Below are 17,010 nucleotides of genomic sequence, written 5' to 3'. Positions count from 1 at the left end.
GCTCGGGACCCGCCGGGTTGCGGAGGGAACCCGTAGGCGAGGCACGATACGGAGGTGATGGACGTGTGGAACGAGCGGTCGGCCGAGGGGCCGTCGGCGACGGCCGAGGAGGGGATGGCCGGCGCCGCGGAAAGGGCCGGCCGTTCGGCCTACGCGGACCCGCCGCTGACGCTGCAGACACCGCGGGTCGGGGAGCCCGGCAAGTACAAGTGGCTGTTCGCCGCGGTCTGGCTGATCTACCTGATCCAGCCGTTGCATAACTCGGTCCACGCGGACCGCTCGCTGGGCTGGAAGGTGCTGAACTTCGCGGTGGTCGGGGCCTTCGCGGTGCTGTACTGCGGGCTGGCGTACGCGGTGTACCCGAAGTCCGGGGAGATCGGCATGCCGGTGCGCAACACGCGCGCGGTGCTGCCGGTGCTGACCGTCATGGGCATCGTGGCCTTCGGCACGAGCGTCTGGGTCAACTCGGACCTGGCCGGACTGTGGATCTACGTCGGCACCGGCGCCGGGCTCGGGCTGCCGCTGGAGCGGCACCAGGCGCTCAAGGGCATCACGGTGGTGGTCGTGGTGCTGGCGTTCTGCGAGGTGATCTCCGGCGCGAACTCCTCGGACTGGCTGCTGCTGACGCTGCCGACGTTCTTCGCCGGGATGGCCACCACCGGCATCCGGCAGATGGCGATCCTCATCGGCCAGCTCCGCGAGGCCCGAGCCCAGGTCGCCCACCTGGCGGCGAACGAGGAACGGCTGCGCCTCGCCCGCGACCTGCACGACCTGACCGGGCACTCGCTGGCGACCATCACGCTCAAGGCGGAACTGGCCCAGCGCATGCTGCTCAAAGCCCGCGACGCGGCCCCGGAGGGCCCGACCCCGGGCCTGGACGCGGCGCTGACCGAGGTCGCCGAGATCGAGCAGGTCTCCCGCCAGACCCTGACCGACATCCGCCACGCGGTGAGCGGCTACCGCCGCGCGACCCTGGCGGTGGAGGTGGCCTCGGCCCACCTGGCCCTGGACGCGGCGGGGATCAAGCTCGACGCGTCGCCCGACGTCGCCGCCGCGACAGGCGAGTTCGACGCCCACAGCGAATCGGCCCTGGCCTGGTGCCTCCGCGAGGCGGTGACGAACGCCATCCGCCACAGCGCCGCGGAGCACGTGCACGTGACCCTGGTCCGCACCGCCGACGAGATGGTGCTCACGGTCCGCAACGACGGCCGCGGCCTGGCGGCGACGGTCGGAGGCACGGACAGCTGCGGCGGCCACGGGCTGACCGGACTGCGCGAGCGGCTGGACGAGGTCGGCGGACGGCTGTCGGTGGGCGGGAACGACGGGGATTTTCGGTTGGTGGCGGCGGCGCCGGTGAAGGGCTTTGGGGTCTAGGGCGGCGCGCGGCTGGCCGACGGTTGCAGGGATGGGGCTCGCGGCGGTGCTGGACGATTGCGCACGAGCCTGCCTGGCGTGCTGGCCGGGCCTGGCGGTTGCGGCGATGGGGCGAGCGGCGGCGCCGGATGATGGCGCGCGAGGGCGGATGATGGCCAACACAGCAGCGCATTTTGCCGAAGCGGCTGTCTGCGGCGGCGGGATGAGGCTGTGTGCGGCGTTCGTGCATGTGCGCGTGAGGCTATGCGGCAGTCGGGCGTGCGCGGAAGGGTCTGTTTGCGGCGCCGGGCGGCTGATTTCCCACCACCGCGCCCGAATCGTTCCCGATAGGTTGGCCCCATGACCACCGCGCCCGCCGATGTCGTCCGCCTCCTGCTCGCTGAGGATCAGGCCATGGTGCGCGGCGCCTTGGCGACGCTGCTCAACCTTGAGGACGATCTGGAGGTCGTCGCGGAGGTGGGGCGTGGGGACGAGGTGCTGGCGGCGGCGAAGGCGGCTGATGTGCGGGTCGCTTTGTTGGACATCGAGATGCCGGGGATGTCCGGGCTCGATGCCGCCGACGCGCTGCATCGGGCGCTGCCGGAGGTGCGGATCATCATCCTGACCACGTTCGGGCGGCCCGGGTTCCTGCGGCGCGCGATGGAGTCCGGGGCGTCGGCGTTCCTGGTGAAGGACGCGCCGGTGGCGGAGTTGGTCGCGGCGATCCGCAAGGTGCTGCGGGGGGAGCGGGTCATCGACCCGGATCTGGCCGCCGCCGCGCTGGCCGCCGGGGAGAACCCGCTGACGCCGCGCGAACGCGACGTCCTCGCGGCCTCCGCCGACGGCTCGACCATCGCCGACATCGCGCGGCGGCTGCACCTGTCGGAGGGCACGGTGCGCAACTACCTGTCGGCGTGCATCCAGAAAACCGCCGCCCGGAACCGCACCGAGGCGGTCCAGGCGGCGCAGCAGCGGGGCTGGTTGTGAATCGTGAACCGGGTTCTTCGGGCCTGAGGCTTACGGGGCCTGTTTGAACGCGGCCACCAGGGCTTCGCCGAGCTTCTCGTTCAGGCCGATTGTCCGGAGCTCCTGGGGATCAGGCAGTTTCGAGAGGTTCTTGCCCTCGGTGTGGAACCCGAAGTAGTAGTGCGTGGTGGACAGGTCGCGGATGGTGAAGGCCGCCATATACGTGCCGTCATACGCGGGCGGGCTGCTCGCCGGCGACGACTGCCACTGGGCGTCGCGTCCGAGGAACCGGGCGTCGCTGCACTGGATCGGCTTGTCGCAGTCCCAGGATTCCTTGTAAGGGTCCTGGCTGACGTCGACCTGCAGGTTGTAGGCCCGGCCGGACGGCTCGACGACATCGAACATGACGCCGAACCCGGACCCGCTGAACTTCGCCTGCGGGTTGAAGACGTAGGCCTTGGCGTTCTTCACCGTGCTGCCGGCGGGAAGTGCCGCCTCGAAGGCTTTGACAGCGGCCTGCGCTGCCGGCCGGTCGTCTTCGAGCGGGGAGTCCGGGTTGGTGCCCAGCGGCTTCGACGGCATCAGCGTCGTGGGAGCCGTGGTGGTCTTCGTCGTGGTCGTCGGGCTGGCAACCGCGCCCGGACCCGCGTGCCCCACCACGAAGACCGCCGTGACCACCGCAGCCGTGGTCACGCCGGCCCCGCCGGCCGCCAGCACCCGGTGCTGCGTCCGCCGACGCCGTCCCAGGGCCCGGGCGCGATGGTGCAGGTCGACCACGACCGGCACTACCTCCGGCGCCGCCGCCGCGAGCCAGTGCTCGATGTCCCGCCTCTGGCTGTCCTCTTGCTCGGCTTCCCGTTCGTGTTCCTGCCCGTGTTCCTGCCCGTGTTCCTGTCCGTGGTCGTGCATGCCCGGCCTCCTCACGAGGTGAGATCCAGCGCCTGGTCCCCGAGGACCGAGCGCAACTGCTGGAGACCACGGTGGGTGTGCGACTTCACCGAGCCGTCGGAGATGCCGAGCGCCGCGGCCGTCTCGGCGATGCTGCGGTCCTCCCAGAACCGCAGGACCAGGACGGCCCGATAGCGCGGTGTGACCTCGGCCAGCGCGGCCAGCAGGGTCAGGCGGACGTCGCTGGCGGTGCCGATGCCGGCGACGTCCGGGACCGCCGCGCTCAGGATCTCCCGCTTGCGACGGCGCCGGTAGGTGTCGACGAAGGTCCGGAACAGCATCCGGTGCACGTAGGCGTCGATCTGCTCCACGCGCTGGATCCGGTTCCAGCCCAGGTACACCTTCGCCAGCGCGTTCTGCGTCAGGTCCTCGGCCAGATGCCAGTCCCCGCACAACAGATACGCGGTGCGCAGCAGCCGCTGCTGCCGTGCGAGGACGAACTCGTCGAACTCCCGCTCGCGCGCTTCCCGCATCCACCGCTCCCTCCATGGTCACCCCACTGACGAAGCGGCGGACGGGGAGGGTTGCGTCACGCGCCGAGCGACTTCGGCTGAGCCGCGGCTCACGTCGGGGACAGCAGAAGTGGAGAATTTTCATCCGTTCCGCTCGGGACGCTACAGTGCGCGCCATGCGAGCCGATGCCGAGGACAACCGCCGCGCCCTGCTGGAGGCGGCGCGAGAGATCTACGTCGAGGAGGGTACGTCGGTCGCGCTCGACAAGGTCGCCAAGCGCGCCGGGGTCGGCATCGGGACCCTGTACCGGCGCTTCTCCGACCGGGACGCGCTGCTGCGCGGGGTGCTCGTCGACCTCTTCGAAGGCATGTCGGCCGCCGCCCGCCGCGCGCAGGCCGCCGCCCGGGCCGCCCCCGACGGCCCGCCGGCCTGGGAGGCCCTGGTCCGCGCGGTCGCGGGCCTGGGCCTCGGCCCGACCCTGCCGGTGATCTTCCGCGAACGCTTCGACCTGATCGACGACCCGGCGGTCTCCGCCGCGATGCGCGAGGCGATCGACGCCGTCGAGGGCGTCTACCTGCGGGCCCAGGAGGCGGGGCAGCTGCGCGCCGACATCAGCTTCCTGGAGGTCCAGCTGCTGGCCGGGATGCTCTCGCAGAGCGGCCCCAGCCGCCCGCCGATGACCGACCCGGAGGCGCTGACCGACCGCCTCGTCGGCATCCTGCTCGACGGCCTGCGCGCCGGCGCAGGCAACCGCGCACTGCCCGGCGAGCCGACGGTGTTCAGCCCCCTGGACCCCGACGACCGCGCTGCGGTGGAGCGGGCGATCGCCGAGGAGAAGCAGCGGCGGGGGTTGGGGGGTTAGCGCCTCAGAACGCGAACACATCCCCGGTCGCCCGGGCCAGCCATCCGCCATTCGTGTACTTGTGACCCCACGCCACCCGAGCCCCCTCCCACGTCCCGGCCGCCCTGACCTCCACCGGCGCCACGACCGCCGGGGCCAGCCACGTCGGATGCACCGACAGCGCGTCGAGGTTCCCGTGTACCGCCGCCAACTCCTCGCACGCCGAGGTCGCGTCCTTCAGCCCGCCGAGGCCGTGGACCACCGGCGTCGCGTCCCCTGTCGAGGTGGACGTGCACAGCAAGTACGTGACCTGCGTCTGCCCGCTCGTGGCGTCCACCCGCTTGAGGTGCAGGCCGCCGAGCACGTGGACCGTGAACCCGTCAGATGCCTGAGCGGCCCCGGCCCCGGCGGTGAGCCCAGCCGCGGAAAGCAGCGCTGTGACGGTGACGGCTGCGAAGCGGCGCATCGTCGATCCCTTCGTCGGAGGTGCCGTCGGCCACGGACCGGCCGGCGGACAGCACCTCCCAGCGTCCCGCGAACCGCCCCCGCAAAAGCGGAAGACCCGCCGAATTCACTCTCGGCGGGTCTTCGCGGCACAATAGGGCAAGTAGGCCAAACATGGCAAGCGAATCAAATCACCCGACGAGTGATCAGCGCCCGCTTCACCTCAGCGATCGCCTGCGTGATCTGGATCCCGCGCGGGCACGCCTCGGTGCAGTTGAACGTGGTCCGGCAGCGCCACACGCCCTCGCGGTCGTTCAGGATCTCCAGGCGCTCGTTCGCCCCGTCGTCGCGGGAGTCGAAGATGAACCGGTGCGCGTTGACGATCGCCGCCGGGCCGAAGTACTGGCCGTCGGCCCAGAACACCGGGCAGGACGTGGTGCACGCCGCGCACAGGATGCACTTGGTGGTGTCGTCGAAGCGGTCGCGGTCCTTCTGCGACTGGATCCGCTCGCGCGTGGGCTCGTTGCCGTGCGCGATCAGGAACGGCTTGACGTCGCGGTAGGCCTGGAAGAACGGCTCCATGTCGACCACGAGGTCCTTGAGCACCGGCAGGCCCTGGATCGGCTCGACGGTGATCGGCTTGCTCGGGTTCAGGTCCTTCACGAGCGCCTTGCACGCCAGCCGGTTCTTGCCGTTGATCCGCATCGCGTCCGAGCCGCAGACGCCGTGCGCGCAGGAGCGCCGGAACGTCAGCGAGCCGTCCTGCTCCCACTTGATCTTGTGCAGCGAGTCCAGGATGCGTGCCGTCGGGTCCGCCGTGACCTGGTAGTCGACCCAGTGCGGGGCGGCGTCGACTTCCGGGTTGTAGCGCCGGATGCGGACCGTGATGGTCATCATCGCGATGCCGGCCTTGCCCGAGGCCGACGTCTCGACGTGGTCTTGCACAGTAGCGGTGCTCATCAGTACTTACGCTCCGTCGGCTGGTAGCGGGTGACGATGACGGGCTTGTAGTCCAGGCGGACCTTGTAGCCGCCCTCGCCGTCCTTCTCCCGGTAGGCCATCGTGTGCTTCTGCCAGTTCACGTCGTCCCGCGTCGGGTAGTCCTCGCGGGCCTGCGCGCCGCGCGACTCGGTCCGGTTGCGGGCGCCGAGCACCAGGATCTCGGCCAGGTCCAGCAGGAAGCCCAGCTCGACGGCCTCCAGCAGGTCGGTGTTGAACCGCTTGCCCTTGTCCTGGACGGCGACGTCCCGGTACCGGCGCTGCAGCTCCTTGACGTCCTTCTCGGCCTGCGCCAGCGTCTCGTCGTTGCGGTACACGCCGGCGTTCTGGTCCATCGTGGTCTGCAGCTCGGACCGGATCTGCGCCACGCGCTCGTGGCCGGTGGAGGTGCGCAGGCCCTCGACCATCGACACCACAGCCTGCTCCGGCTCGGCCGGCAGCGGCTTGAGCTCGGCGTCGACCGTGTACTCGGCCGCGTTGATGCCGGCGCGGCGGCCGAAGACGTTGATGTCCAGCAGCGAGTTGGTGCCCAGGCGGTTGGAGCCGTGCACCGACACGCACGCCACCTCGCCGGCCGCGTACATGCCCTTCACGACGGTGTCGTTGTCGGCCAGCACCTCGCCGGAGACGTTGGTCGGCACGCCGCCCATCGCGTAGTGCGCCGTCGGGTACACCGGCACCAGCTCCGTCGTCGGCTCCACGCCGAGGTAGGTGCGGGCGAACTCGGTGATGTCCGGCAGCTTCTCCTCGATCTGCTCGGCCGGCAGGTGCGTCAGGTCCAGGTAGACGTAGTCCTTGTTGGGACCGGCGCCGCGGCCGTCGCGGACCTCCAGCACCATGGAGCGCGCGACGATGTCGCGGGGTGCCAGGTCCTTGATGGTCGGGGCGTAGCGCTCCATGAAGCGCTCGCCGTCGGCGTTGCGCAGGATGCCGCCCTCGCCGCGCGCGCCCTCGGTGAGCAGGATGCCCAGGCCGGCCAGGCCGGTTGGGTGGAACTGGTAGAACTCCATGTCCTCCAGCGGCAGCCCGCGGCGCCACACGATGCCCATGCCGTCGCCGGTCAGGGTGTGCGCGTTCGAGGTGGTCTTGAAGACCTTGCCGAAGCCGCCGGTGGCCAGGATGACGGCCTTGCCGCGGAAGATGTGGATCTCGCCGGTGGCCAGCTCCAGCGCCACGACGCCGGCGGCGTACTTGGTGCCGTCCGAGTCCTCGTGCAGCAGCAGGTCCAGGACATAGAACTCGTTGTAGAACTCGACTTCCTGCTTGACGCAGTTCTGGTACAGCGTCTGCAGGATCATGTGGCCGGTGCGGTCGGCGGCGAAGCAGGACCGGTGCACCGGCGCCTTGCCGTGCTCCTTGGTGTGCCCGCCGAAGCGCCGCTGGTCGATCTTGCCCTCGGGGGTCCGGGAGAAGGGCAGGCCCATCTTCTCCAGGTCCAGGACGGCGTCGATCGCCTCCTTGCACATGATCTCGGCGGCGTCCTGGTCGACCAGGTAGTCGCCGCCCTTCACGGTGTCATAGGTGTGCCACTCCCAGTTGTCGTCCTCGACGTTGGCCAGCGCGGCGCACATGCCGCCCTGTGCCGCGCCGGTGTGGGAGCGGGTCGGGTACAGCTTCGTCAGCACCGCCGTGCGGCTGCGCTTGGAGGCCTCCAGGGCCGCGCGCATGCCCGCGCCGCCGGCGCCGACGATGACGGTGTCGTAAGTGTGGATCTGAGGTGCCATGCGCGCGCCTAGCCCTTGATGCTCGGGTCGAACGTGAAGATGACCAGGGTGCCGAGGAAGATCGTCAGCACGGAGGCCGTGTACAGCAGGCCCTTGAGGATCGCGCGGGTGCGGTCCTTGTCGGCGTAGTCGTTGATGACCGTGCGCATGCCGTTGGTGCCGTGGATCATCGCCAGCCACAGCTGGAGCAGGTCCCAGAACTGCCACCACGGCGAGGCCCAGCGGCCGGCGACGAAGGCGAAGCCGATCTTCTCCACGCCGCCGTCGGTGACCATCATGATGAACAGGTGGCCCAGGACCAGGAAGACCAGCAGGACCCCGGAGGCCCGCATGAACAGCCAGGAGTAGAGCTCGAAGTTGCCCCGGGTGACCTTGCCCGGGCCCTTGCGGCTGCGGAAGCGCTGGGAGCGGCCGGGGTTGCCGGTGCGCGGCGGCTCGAGGGCGACGTGGGAGGAGGACATGGGACCGGTCACCACCCGAACCACTCGTGGAAGGTGTGCTGCATCATCGGCTCCAGGAAGCCGAGCATCAGCACCGCCCACAGGCCGACGACGGCCCAGAGCAGCTGGCGCTGGTACTTCGGCCCCTTGCTCCAGAAGTCGATGGCGATGATCCGCAGGCCGTTGAAGGCGTGGAACATGACGGCGCCGACCAGGCCGACCTCGAGGAGGTTCACCACGGGGTTCTTGTACGTGCCGATGACCTGGTTGTACGTGTGCGGACTGACGCGGACCAGCGCCGTGTCGAGCACGTGTGCGAACAGGAAGAAGAACAGGAGGACGCCGGTGACGCGTTGCGCGACCCAGCTCCACATGCCTTCCCGGCCGCGGTAGAGGGTGCCCTTGGCACCCTGGGCTCCGCTTGCCATGCCCAGCCTCTCAGGTGGTGAAGTAGCTGACGAGACGGCTACCGATACCGTGCGCAGCAGTCACGACGTGCGGACAGGCTTCGATGCCAGCGGTCATGCTAACGATCATCAAGTGGACAAAACGGACCCGCAAGCCGAGTGTGACCAACCCCTCAGGGCTCGGACGCCGAATGGGTCGTGTTAGGCCTTGTGAGGGATTTGCCAACGTTTTCGTTGGCTTAAATGCGTCAGGGATGCGTCGCGGACAGGTCGCGAGTGCGCAGGTTGCGGCCCGGCAACGACCGCGGGCGCGATGGGTATTGCGGAAACTAGAACACGTTATTACGGTGCCCCTACACCGGAAGCTGACAACCCGTCAGAAGACTCGGCCGGGAGGCGCTCGCATGTCCGTCACGACCAAGCCCGCGATCCCGGTGAACCGGGACTTCACCGATCCGGACCTGTACGAGGAGCGGATGCCGTTCGAGGAGTTCGCCGAGCTGCGGCGGACCACGCGGCTGTGGTGGTGCGCCACCCCGGACTCCCAGCAGCCGTTCGGCGACGACGGGTACTGGGTGGCCTCGCGCCACACCGACGTCAAGTACGTCTCCACGCACCCGGAGCTGTTCGCCTCCTCGCCGAACACCGCGCTGGTGCGCTTCGGCCCCCGCGTGACGCGCGAAGACCTGGACATGCAGAAGGTCATCATGCTGAACGCCGACGCCCCCGACCACACCAAGATGCGCAACATCGTCCAGCGCGGCTTCACCCCGCGCTCGATCAACGCGCTGGAGTCGGTGCTGAAGGAGCGCACGCGCCGGATCGTCGCCGAGGCGGCGGAGCGGGGGAGCGGGAACTTCGTCACGGACCTGGCCAGCGAGCTGCCGCTGCAGGCGATCGCCGACCTGATCGGGGTGCCGCAGGAGGACCGCTGGAAGCTGTTCGAGTGGTCGAACACGATGACCGGCTACGACGACCCGGATCTGAACGTCAGCGAGGAGGACGGCAAGAACGCCTCCATCGAGCTGCTGGTGTACGCGATGGAGCTGGCGGCGAAGCGGCGGGAGCACCCCGAGGACGACATCGTCACCAAGCTCATCCAGGCCGACCGCGGCGACGGTTTCGGGAAGCTGAACGACGACGAGTTCGGCTTCTTCGTGATGATGCTGGTGGTGGCCGGCAACGAGACCACGCGGAACGCGATCACGCACGGGATGCAGGCGTTCTTCGACAACCCCGCGCAGTGGGAGCTCTATAAGAAGGAGCGGCCCAAGACCGCCGCGGACGAGATCGTCCGCTGGGCCACGCCGATCATCTCCTTCCAGCGCACCGCCGTGACCGACACCCTGGTCGGGGACGTCGAGGTCAAGGCCGGGCAGCGGGTGGTGCTGCTGTACTCGTCGGCGAACTACGACGAGAGCGTGATCTCGGAGCCGCACACGTTCGACATCTTGCGCGACCCCAACCCGCACCTCGGGTTCGGGGGCGGCGGGCCGCACTACTGCCTGGGTGCGAACCTGGCGAAGATGGAGATCAACCTGATGTTCGAGGCGCTGGCCGAGCTGGCGCCGGGGCTGGCTCCGGACGGCGAGCTGCGGCGGCTGCGGTCGGCGTGGATCAACGGGATCAAGGCGCTGCCGGTGCGGTACGTCTGAAGGTGCGCTTGAAGGTATGTCTGGACGTGCGCCTGAAGGCTGGGGTCGGTAGGGGTTCCGCAGGCGGCGCCGGGCTGGTGGCATGGGGGGCAATCGGCGGTTGACGCACGCCTCGGATCTGCCCGTTGGTGCCCTTGCGGGGTACCGAATAACCTGCGGTCAGGAGGCCGCGTTCCTCGCCGCGAGCCCCTTAGCCGTTAGGAGCGCCGAAGGTGTCATCGCTGAGCGAGTCCGGCCTGCCGATCGAGCCCGTGTACGGCCCGTCCGCGCTGAGCGGCTGGGACCCGGCCGCCAAGCTGGGGGAGCCGGGGGCCTTCCCGTTCACCCGCGGGGTGTACCCGACGATGTACACCGGCAAGCCGTGGACGATGCGGCAGTACGCCGGCTTCGGCACCGCGGCGGAGTCCAACCGGCGCTACCACCAGCTGATCGACGCCGGGACCATGGGGCTGTCGGTGGCCTTCGACCTGCCGACCCAGATGGGCTACGACTCCGACGAGGCGATCGCGGCCGGCGAGGTGGGCAAGGTCGGCGTGGCGATCGACTCGGTCGAGGACATGCGCGTGCTGTTCGACGGCATCCCCCTCGGCGAGGTCTCCACGTCGATGACGATCAACGCCCCGGGCGCCGTCCTGCTGCTGATGTACCAGCTGATCGGCGAGGAGCAGGGCGTGCCGTCGGACCGCCTGACCGGCACCATCCAGAACGACATCCTGAAGGAGTACATCGCCCGCGGGACGTACATCTTCCCGCCGAAGCCCTCCCTGCGCCTGGTGTCGAACGTCTTCCAGTACTGCCACCGCGAAGTCCCGAAGTGGAACACCATCTCCATCAGCGGCTACCACATGGCCGAGGCCGGGGCGACGCCCGCGCAGGAGATCGCCTTCACGCTCGCGAACGGCATCGAGTACGTGCGCGCGGCGCTGGCGTCGGGCCTGGACGTCGACGACTTCGCGCCGCGCCTGTCGTTCTTCTTCGTGGCCCGCACGACCCTCCTGGAGGAGATCGCGAAGTTCCGCGCGGCCCGCCGCATCTGGGCCCGAGTCATGCGCGACGAGTTCGGTGCGAAGAACCCGAAGTCGCAGATGCTGCGCTTCCACACGCAGACGGCCGGCGTGCAGCTGACGGCGCAGCAACCGGAGGTCAACCTGGTGCGCGTGGCGCTGCAGGGCCTCGGTGCGGTGCTCGGCGGCACGCAGTCCCTGCACACGAACTCGTTCGACGAGGCCATCGCCCTGCCGACGGAGAAGGCGGCCCGGCTGGCGCTGCGGACGCAGCAGGTGATCGCCTACGAGTCGGACGTCACGAAGACGGTCGACCCCTTCGCGGGCTCCTACGCCATCGAGGCCATGACCGACGAAGTCGAGACCGCCGCCCTGGAACTGATGGCCCGCGTCGAGGACTACGGCGGCGCCGTCGCGGGGATCGAGGCAGGCTTCCAGAAGCAGGAGATCGAGCGCTCGGCGTACCAGATCACGCAGGAGATCGACAGCGGGAAGCGCACGGTCGTCGGCGTCAACAAGTACACGATCGACGTCGAGGAACCCTACGAACCACTCCGCGTGAACCCCGCGATCGAAGCACAGCAGGCGGAACGCCTGGCGAAGCTGCGCGCCGAGCGCGACAACGCGGCGGTGACGAAGGCCCTGGACGCGATGAAGCGCGCCGCGGCGACGGATACGGAGAACGTGCTGTACCCGATGCGGGAGGCTTTGGCCGCGCGGGCCACCGGCGGCGAGGTGAGTCATGCGCTGCGGGAGGTGTGGGGGACTTATGTGCCGGCGGATGCTTTTTAGTCACTCTTTGGGGTGGCGAATGGGGCGGATTCGGTGCGATCGGGTGCGATTCCGAGCCTCGTTCAGCTATAGTCAAGAGTGCAGTAAGGGCCCCCCGGGGGACCCGAGCTAGCTTGCAGAAGGCCGCGGTCAATGACCGCGGCCTTCTGGTTTGTCGTCAGACTTCCTGCGGACCGTCGGGGTCGATGTAGTCCGCGTACCAGGTCCAGCAGTACTCCTTACCCGGCCGCTTGACCACCGACTGGTAGGCGGCGTACGCGACGATGTCCGCCATCTGGACCCATTCGCTCAGATCCGACGGCTCGAAGAAAGGCCCTGCGATGAGCTGTCGTCCGCTGAGGTTGAGGCTTCGGACCAGGCGGCCGTATTCGCGGCAGCTGCCGTCGCCGTTGCCATCGATGATCATGAATCCATGATGGTCGGCCAGGAAGAGCCTTCGGTCCACGCCGAGCACCAGCTTGCAGAAGGTGTCGCGCATGACATCTGCGAAGCCGCTTCGCCGGTGCGGTGATCTCCGGTAGACGGCTCCCACTTTGATTCCCGGCAGATCGCCGATCGTCTTGAGGGCGTCGACGAAGATCTCATGGCGCAGCGCTTTGGACTGGTTCACTTTTTCCTCCGTGGAAGGGTGGCCGCGACCGCCCAGGAAATTGACCGAGTGGATCTCGGTATCGACTGGAATGTGATGGCGGTCGAAGACCTCTTGGCGAAAGCGGAGCCAGACGGCCAACGCGTTCGGAAGTTGGTCGGCATCGACCTCGATCCAGGAGTAGACGGCGATGCCCGTCATGCTGTCTCCGGAATCGTCGACGTAGTACACGCGGAAACTCATGCGGCAGACGCTAAAAGTGTTCGAAAGGCCCAAGTCCAGCATTCCGGACGAGCGCCACTCGAACGTGTATTTCCCGTCACCCTCACCCCGCCTGACCTTCCGCTACCCTCGGGCAACCCCGCCGCGCGCTTCGGGCTCTAGTAGGGCGGAAGGGGGTCGCGATGCGGCGAAGTGCGATCGCGGGGGCTGGTGCCGAGGGCGGTGCCGGGGACGTGGGGGTGGGCGCTTTGGCTGAGGTCGATGTCGACCTTGATGCCGAGTTCCAGGCGTACATGGCGGCGCGGTGGCCGGTGTTGGTGCGGACGGCTTTTCTGCTGACCGGGGATCGGTTTCTGGCGGAGGATCTGGCGCAGACGGCTCTGACGCGGGTCTACGCGTCGTGGCGGCGGGTGCGGCGGGCTGATGACGTCGACGCGTACGTGCGGCGGGTGCTGGTCAACGCGAACTCGGGGCGCTTCCGGAAGCGGCGGGTCGCCGAGCACCTGGTGGCCGTGCCGGTCGACGGGCGCTCGCATGTGCCGCACGAGCCGATCGCGCAGCGGTCCGCGCTGATGGCGGCGCTGGCGGAGCTGCCCGCGCGGCAGCGGGCGGTCGTGGTGCTGCGCTACTGGGAGGACCTCTCGGAGCGGGAGGCCGCCTCGGTGATGGGGTGCTCGGTCGGCACGGTCAAGAGTCAGGCCTCGAAGGCGCTCGCCCGGCTGCGGGCGAGTGCGGTGCTGGTCGATCGCGACTCCAGTGCGGTGCAATCCGGAAGGAAGGAACCGGAATGACTGACCAGTCAGGGTACGAACACAGGCACGACCACGCGTACACCGACCTGCACGACGCCTTCGGCGCCGAGGTCGCCGACCTCGACATCGGCGCGACACCGGTCGGCGCGGTGATGAGGGGCGGCACGACGTTGCGCACCAGGCGGCGCCTCACCGCGGTCTCGGGAGTGGCGGCGCTCGCCGTGCTGCCGGTCGCCGCGGTGACGATCTTCGCCGGCGCTGGTGGTGGAGCCGGAGCCGGACCCGGGACATTGCAGTCGGCGGCCAGAACCAACAGCACCGGCCACACCGGCAGCACCGGCCACACCACCCCCGACCAGGCCGAATCCTCGGCCCCGGCCATCACCAAAGGCCTGACCCCCAGCGTGTCGATCATCCTCCCCCAACTGACCCCGAACATCGGCGCCCCGAACCCCAACGACCTCTACACCGTCGTCGCCAGCGGCACCATCGACGGCAAGCACTGGCGCCTGGTCCGCGACGTGTTCGTCGTCTCCAAGAGCCAACCCCTGATGTCGGGCCTCGGCCACCACCTGCCGATCGCCGAGAAAGGCAAGGCCAACACCGCCACCTGCGCCGACACCGGTTTGCAGTGGGGCACGAACCCACCCGGATCGCAGCCGGACTTCGACGCCGGCGGCCAGTGCGGCGGCGACGTCGAGTCTGTACGCGGCCCGCTGTCGTCCGGCGAGGTCGCGCATGCCAGCGGCCTGTCGCTGTGGTCGCTCATCGGCCGCGTCGACTCGGCGAAGGTGGCCTCGGTGTCCGTCACCATCGGCGACCACACCACCGCCCGGCAGCCGATCTCCCCGGTCCCGGGCGAGAACGACGGCTACTACGTCGTCCTGTTGCCAGCACTCAGCGAGCAGGACCAGCAGGCCATGAAGTACTACACGACCTACGACGCCGGCGGTCACGTCGTGGACCACGTGCAGTTCGGCTGATCGACGCCCCAGCCGATATCTGAGCGCCGACACCCCGACCGACATGCGCGGAGCGGTCTCAGGCCAACTCGACTGACCTGAGACCGCGACTACCATGGTCGCAGATCTGCGCACACAGATCTGGCATAGCCATGGGTTTGAAGAGATGCAGATAAGCGCGTTCCGCGCCAGCTCCACCAGCGATCGGCGGCGTCAATGGGTGTCAACATGGGGATCGGCAAGTACGGCCGACGTGTCGCGGCGAAGGCCAAGCGCGAGGTCACCGGCATGTTCCGGGCCAAGCCGTACGATCCCCGGCACCCGCTCCCGCCGGTCCGCGACATCGCCCCCGCCGAGCACGTCGGCGCCGCTGGGGAGCCGGTCTGGTCGCCCAAATCCGGCGGCACCTGCGCCAGCAGCGACGTCGAGGGCCGCATCCGCGCCTACGCCTCGGCCAACAGCGTCAACCGCGGCACCGGCATCGACTTCATGGTCTCGGTGAACCCCCCGCAGCGCTTCACCATCGAGGTGTTCCGGGTCGGCGCCGAGGATGTCAGCGTCCTGAAGACCGAGGCGCTCGACGGCGCGGCCCAGCCGTGGTCTTCGCTCGACCTCAGCACCCGCACCATCACCTGCGACTGGACTCCGACCTGGCACCTCGACGTCCCGGCCGACTGGCGCAGCGGGATCCACGTCGCGAAGCTCCGCACCGACGACGGCCTGCAGACCTGCGTCCCCTTCGTGGTACGCGACGACGCGGGGAGCCACGACATCCTCGTCGGGCTGCCGTTCCCGACGTACCAGGCGTACAACGAGTACCCCAAGGACAAGAAGACCGGCGCGAGCCTCTACTACGCCTGGGAAGACGGCAAGATCTATACCGAGGGCAAGGCCGCGACGAAGGTCAGCTTCGAGCGGCCGTACCACGTCACCGGGCTGCCGGCGAACTTCGACCTGGACACGTCGTTCGCCAAGTGGGTCGAGACCTGGGCCGACGCGCACGGCAAGAGCGTCGGCTACGCCGACAGCGCCGACCTGCACGACGGGACCGTCGACCCGACCCGATACCGGGCCCTGATCTTCCCCGGCCACGACGAGTACTGGTCGGCGCCGATGCGTGACGCGCTCGACAAGGCGCTCGCGAACGGGGCGAACGTCGCGTTCCTGGCCGCGAACAACGTGTACTGGCGGATCCGGCTGGAGGACGGCGGCCGGACCGTCGTCTGCTACAAGAACCGGCCCGACCCCGGCGCGGCCTCGGCGAACGAGCGGACCGCGCAGTGGCGGCAGACCGGGCGTCCGGAGCAGGCGGTGCTCGGCGCGCAGTACGTGTCGACGCTGAAGGGCACGGCGCCGCTGGTCGTGGACAACGCGGAGCACTGGTTCTGGGCGGGGACCGGGGTTCGGAACGGCGAGCAGATCCCCGAGCTGCTGTGGGGGGAGTGCGACCAGGTGCAGCCATGGATTCAGAGCCCTGATGGGGCCGAGATCCTGGCCGCCTCTCCGTACACCGGACAGGGGCAGCCGCGGATGCAGCACACGGTCTTGCACCGGACGCCGGCCGGGGGGCTGGTCTTCGACGGCGGCACGTTCCACTGGGCGAAAGGCTTGTCCGCACACGGGATCGCGGACTCGCGGATCCAGCGTGCGACGGCGAACTTGCTGGAGCGCATGCTGGGCTGATCGTTGGCGCGCGTCTGCGGTCAGTATCGAATCAGGATTCTGTTGTCGCGGCCGTCGGGCCCCGGCGCGAAGTCGACGGAGGGCGGCGGGACGCCGTCGAGGCCGCCGACATCCGTGCCCGACAGCGATGCTCTGGCGACGGCTGCGCGCATCCGCAGCGACCACAGATCGGTGCGAAGCAGGACTTTGCGATATGCGCCGGGGTCGACGAGGCCCGCGTGCAGATCCAGGCTGGTCGCGAAGTCGGTGGCGGTCAGCGGTTCGACGAACGCGGCGTCGGCGGCGAACCCGGTGGGCAGACCGTTGCCCGCGAAGGGGCGGTCGAACGACAACGCGCGGGCCCGCCGCACATCGGCGACCGGCCACGGGTTCGCGGCGGTGTACGCGGCGAACGGGAGCACCACGAGCGTCGGGAACCCGGCGGCCAGCGGCCCGCGCACGACGAAGGGCACGTAGGCGCTCCGGCCGCGCATCGCCACGACCGACAGGAGCGGCGCGTCGACGGTGAAGCGCGCGACGTACAGGCCCGGCGGCCAGGACTCGGGGATGTCGAGCAGGAGCGAGGGCTCCCAGTCGCACCAGGTGAGGGGGATGCCGACGTCGCCGGCCTGCCTACCATCGCCGCGCTCCGAACTCAGCTCGGGATCGAATCCGCCGCCGGCCGGATCCGCCACAGCCTCGCCCGGCGCCGAGCCACTCCCGCCGCCGAAGCCGTCGCCGACCTGCCTGCCCTCGTCCTCGTAAAGACCCCCCGCCACCCGCACCCAGGCAACCAC

Annotated in this window: 17 protein-coding genes; 8 read left to right on the top strand and 9 right to left on the bottom strand. The window is 69.4% G+C overall.

Annotation, left to right across the window (positions count from 1 at the left end; translation table 11 throughout):
- Positions 1–57 precede the first annotated feature (57 nt).
- A complete protein-coding gene (locus GWK61_RS25910; protein WP_228562953.1) occupies positions 58–1,374 on the top strand; it encodes a sensor histidine kinase in 1,317 nt (438 codons plus the stop codon).
- 339 nt (positions 1,375–1,713) lie between these two features.
- Positions 1,714–2,340, top strand: coding sequence for a response regulator transcription factor (locus GWK61_RS25905; protein ID WP_194912100.1), 627 nt, complete (start codon positions 1,714–1,716; stop codon positions 2,338–2,340).
- A gap of 30 nt (positions 2,341–2,370) precedes the next feature.
- On the opposite strand, the gene GWK61_RS25900 is transcribed toward GWK61_RS25905, so the two are convergent.
- Both GWK61_RS25900 and GWK61_RS25895 read right to left on the bottom strand, forming a co-directional pair.
- Positions 2,371–3,228 (bottom strand): hypothetical protein, encoded by an 858-nt coding sequence (locus GWK61_RS25900; RefSeq protein WP_194912099.1) that lies wholly within the window; start codon positions 3,226–3,228, stop codon positions 2,371–2,373.
- Positions 3,229–3,239: 11 nt separating this feature from the next.
- Positions 3,240–3,740, bottom strand: a complete 501-nt coding sequence (locus GWK61_RS25895) for a SigE family RNA polymerase sigma factor (protein WP_194912097.1) — start codon at positions 3,738–3,740, stop codon at positions 3,240–3,242.
- A gap of 155 nt (positions 3,741–3,895) precedes the next feature.
- Between GWK61_RS25895 and GWK61_RS25890 the strand changes: the two genes are divergently transcribed.
- Positions 3,896–4,582, top strand: a complete 687-nt coding sequence (locus GWK61_RS25890) for a TetR/AcrR family transcriptional regulator (RefSeq protein ID WP_194912095.1) — start codon at positions 3,896–3,898, stop codon at positions 4,580–4,582.
- A gap of 4 nt (positions 4,583–4,586) precedes the next feature.
- On the opposite strand, the gene GWK61_RS25885 is transcribed toward GWK61_RS25890, so the two are convergent.
- From GWK61_RS25885 to sdhC, 5 genes are all read right to left on the bottom strand, one after another.
- Complete coding sequence (locus GWK61_RS25885) at positions 4,587–5,027, bottom strand: SSI family serine proteinase inhibitor (RefSeq protein ID WP_194912094.1); 441 nt, start codon at positions 5,025–5,027, stop codon at positions 4,587–4,589.
- Positions 5,028–5,191: 164 nt separating this feature from the next.
- Positions 5,192–5,965 (bottom strand): succinate dehydrogenase iron-sulfur subunit, encoded by a 774-nt coding sequence (locus GWK61_RS25880; protein ID WP_194912092.1) that lies wholly within the window; start codon positions 5,963–5,965, stop codon positions 5,192–5,194.
- The gene (sdhA, locus tag GWK61_RS25875; protein WP_194912090.1) at positions 5,965–7,728 is read right to left on the bottom strand and encodes a succinate dehydrogenase flavoprotein subunit; all 1,764 of its coding nucleotides are present in this window, start codon (positions 7,726–7,728) and stop codon (positions 5,965–5,967) included. The genes GWK61_RS25880 and sdhA overlap by 1 nt, the downstream gene beginning before the upstream one ends.
- An 8-nt stretch (positions 7,729–7,736) precedes the next feature.
- On the bottom strand, positions 7,737–8,189 hold the full coding sequence (locus tag GWK61_RS25870) for a succinate dehydrogenase hydrophobic membrane anchor subunit (RefSeq protein WP_194912089.1): 453 nt from the start codon (positions 8,187–8,189) through the stop codon (positions 7,737–7,739).
- An 8-nt stretch (positions 8,190–8,197) separates the two neighbouring features.
- Positions 8,198–8,596, bottom strand: a complete 399-nt coding sequence (sdhC, locus tag GWK61_RS25865; RefSeq protein WP_194912087.1) for a succinate dehydrogenase, cytochrome b556 subunit — start codon at positions 8,594–8,596, stop codon at positions 8,198–8,200.
- Between the two features lie 383 nt (positions 8,597–8,979).
- Here sdhC and GWK61_RS25860 point away from each other — a divergent pair, with 383 nt between their 5' ends.
- Together GWK61_RS25860 and GWK61_RS25855 are read left to right on the top strand one after the other, a co-directional pair.
- Positions 8,980–10,230, top strand: a complete 1,251-nt coding sequence (locus GWK61_RS25860; RefSeq protein WP_194912086.1) for a cytochrome P450 — start codon at positions 8,980–8,982, stop codon at positions 10,228–10,230.
- A gap of 212 nt (positions 10,231–10,442) precedes the next feature.
- Complete coding sequence (locus GWK61_RS25855) at positions 10,443–12,026, top strand: acyl-CoA mutase large subunit family protein (RefSeq protein WP_194912084.1); 1,584 nt, start codon at positions 10,443–10,445, stop codon at positions 12,024–12,026.
- A gap of 157 nt (positions 12,027–12,183) precedes the next feature.
- On the opposite strand, the gene GWK61_RS25850 is transcribed toward GWK61_RS25855, so the two are convergent.
- Entirely contained in the window at positions 12,184–12,858 is a 675-nt protein-coding gene (locus tag GWK61_RS25850; protein WP_194912082.1) for a DUF3800 domain-containing protein, read from the bottom strand.
- 161 nt (positions 12,859–13,019) lie between these two features.
- Here GWK61_RS25850 and GWK61_RS25845 point away from each other — a divergent pair, with 161 nt between their 5' ends.
- The 3 genes from GWK61_RS25845 to GWK61_RS25835 all read left to right on the top strand — a co-directional run bounded on the left by GWK61_RS25845 (position 13,020) and on the right by GWK61_RS25835 (position 16,234).
- On the top strand, positions 13,020–13,628 hold the full coding sequence (locus GWK61_RS25845; protein WP_194912080.1) for a SigE family RNA polymerase sigma factor: 609 nt from the start codon (positions 13,020–13,022) through the stop codon (positions 13,626–13,628).
- Entirely contained in the window at positions 13,625–14,572 is a 948-nt protein-coding gene (locus tag GWK61_RS25840; protein ID WP_194912078.1) for a hypothetical protein, read from the top strand. Before GWK61_RS25845 ends, GWK61_RS25840 begins: the two co-directional genes overlap by 4 nt.
- A gap of 207 nt (positions 14,573–14,779) precedes the next feature.
- Entirely contained in the window at positions 14,780–16,234 is a 1,455-nt protein-coding gene (locus GWK61_RS25835) for a N,N-dimethylformamidase beta subunit family domain-containing protein (RefSeq protein WP_194912077.1), read from the top strand.
- A gap of 20 nt (positions 16,235–16,254) precedes the next feature.
- Here the strand turns inward: GWK61_RS25835 and GWK61_RS25830 are convergent.
- Positions 16,255–17,010 (bottom strand): N,N-dimethylformamidase beta subunit family domain-containing protein (locus tag GWK61_RS25830; protein WP_228562951.1); only part of this gene is annotated, 756 nt, incomplete at its 5' end.

Source organism: Catenulispora rubra, assembly GCF_015356825.1.
In the GTDB taxonomy this organism is placed as follows: domain Bacteria; phylum Actinomycetota; class Actinomycetes; order Streptomycetales; family Catenulisporaceae; genus Catenulispora; species Catenulispora rubra.
The sequence above is the reverse complement of the archived record's forward strand: the minus strand, read 5'-3'. Positions and strand labels throughout refer to the sequence as shown.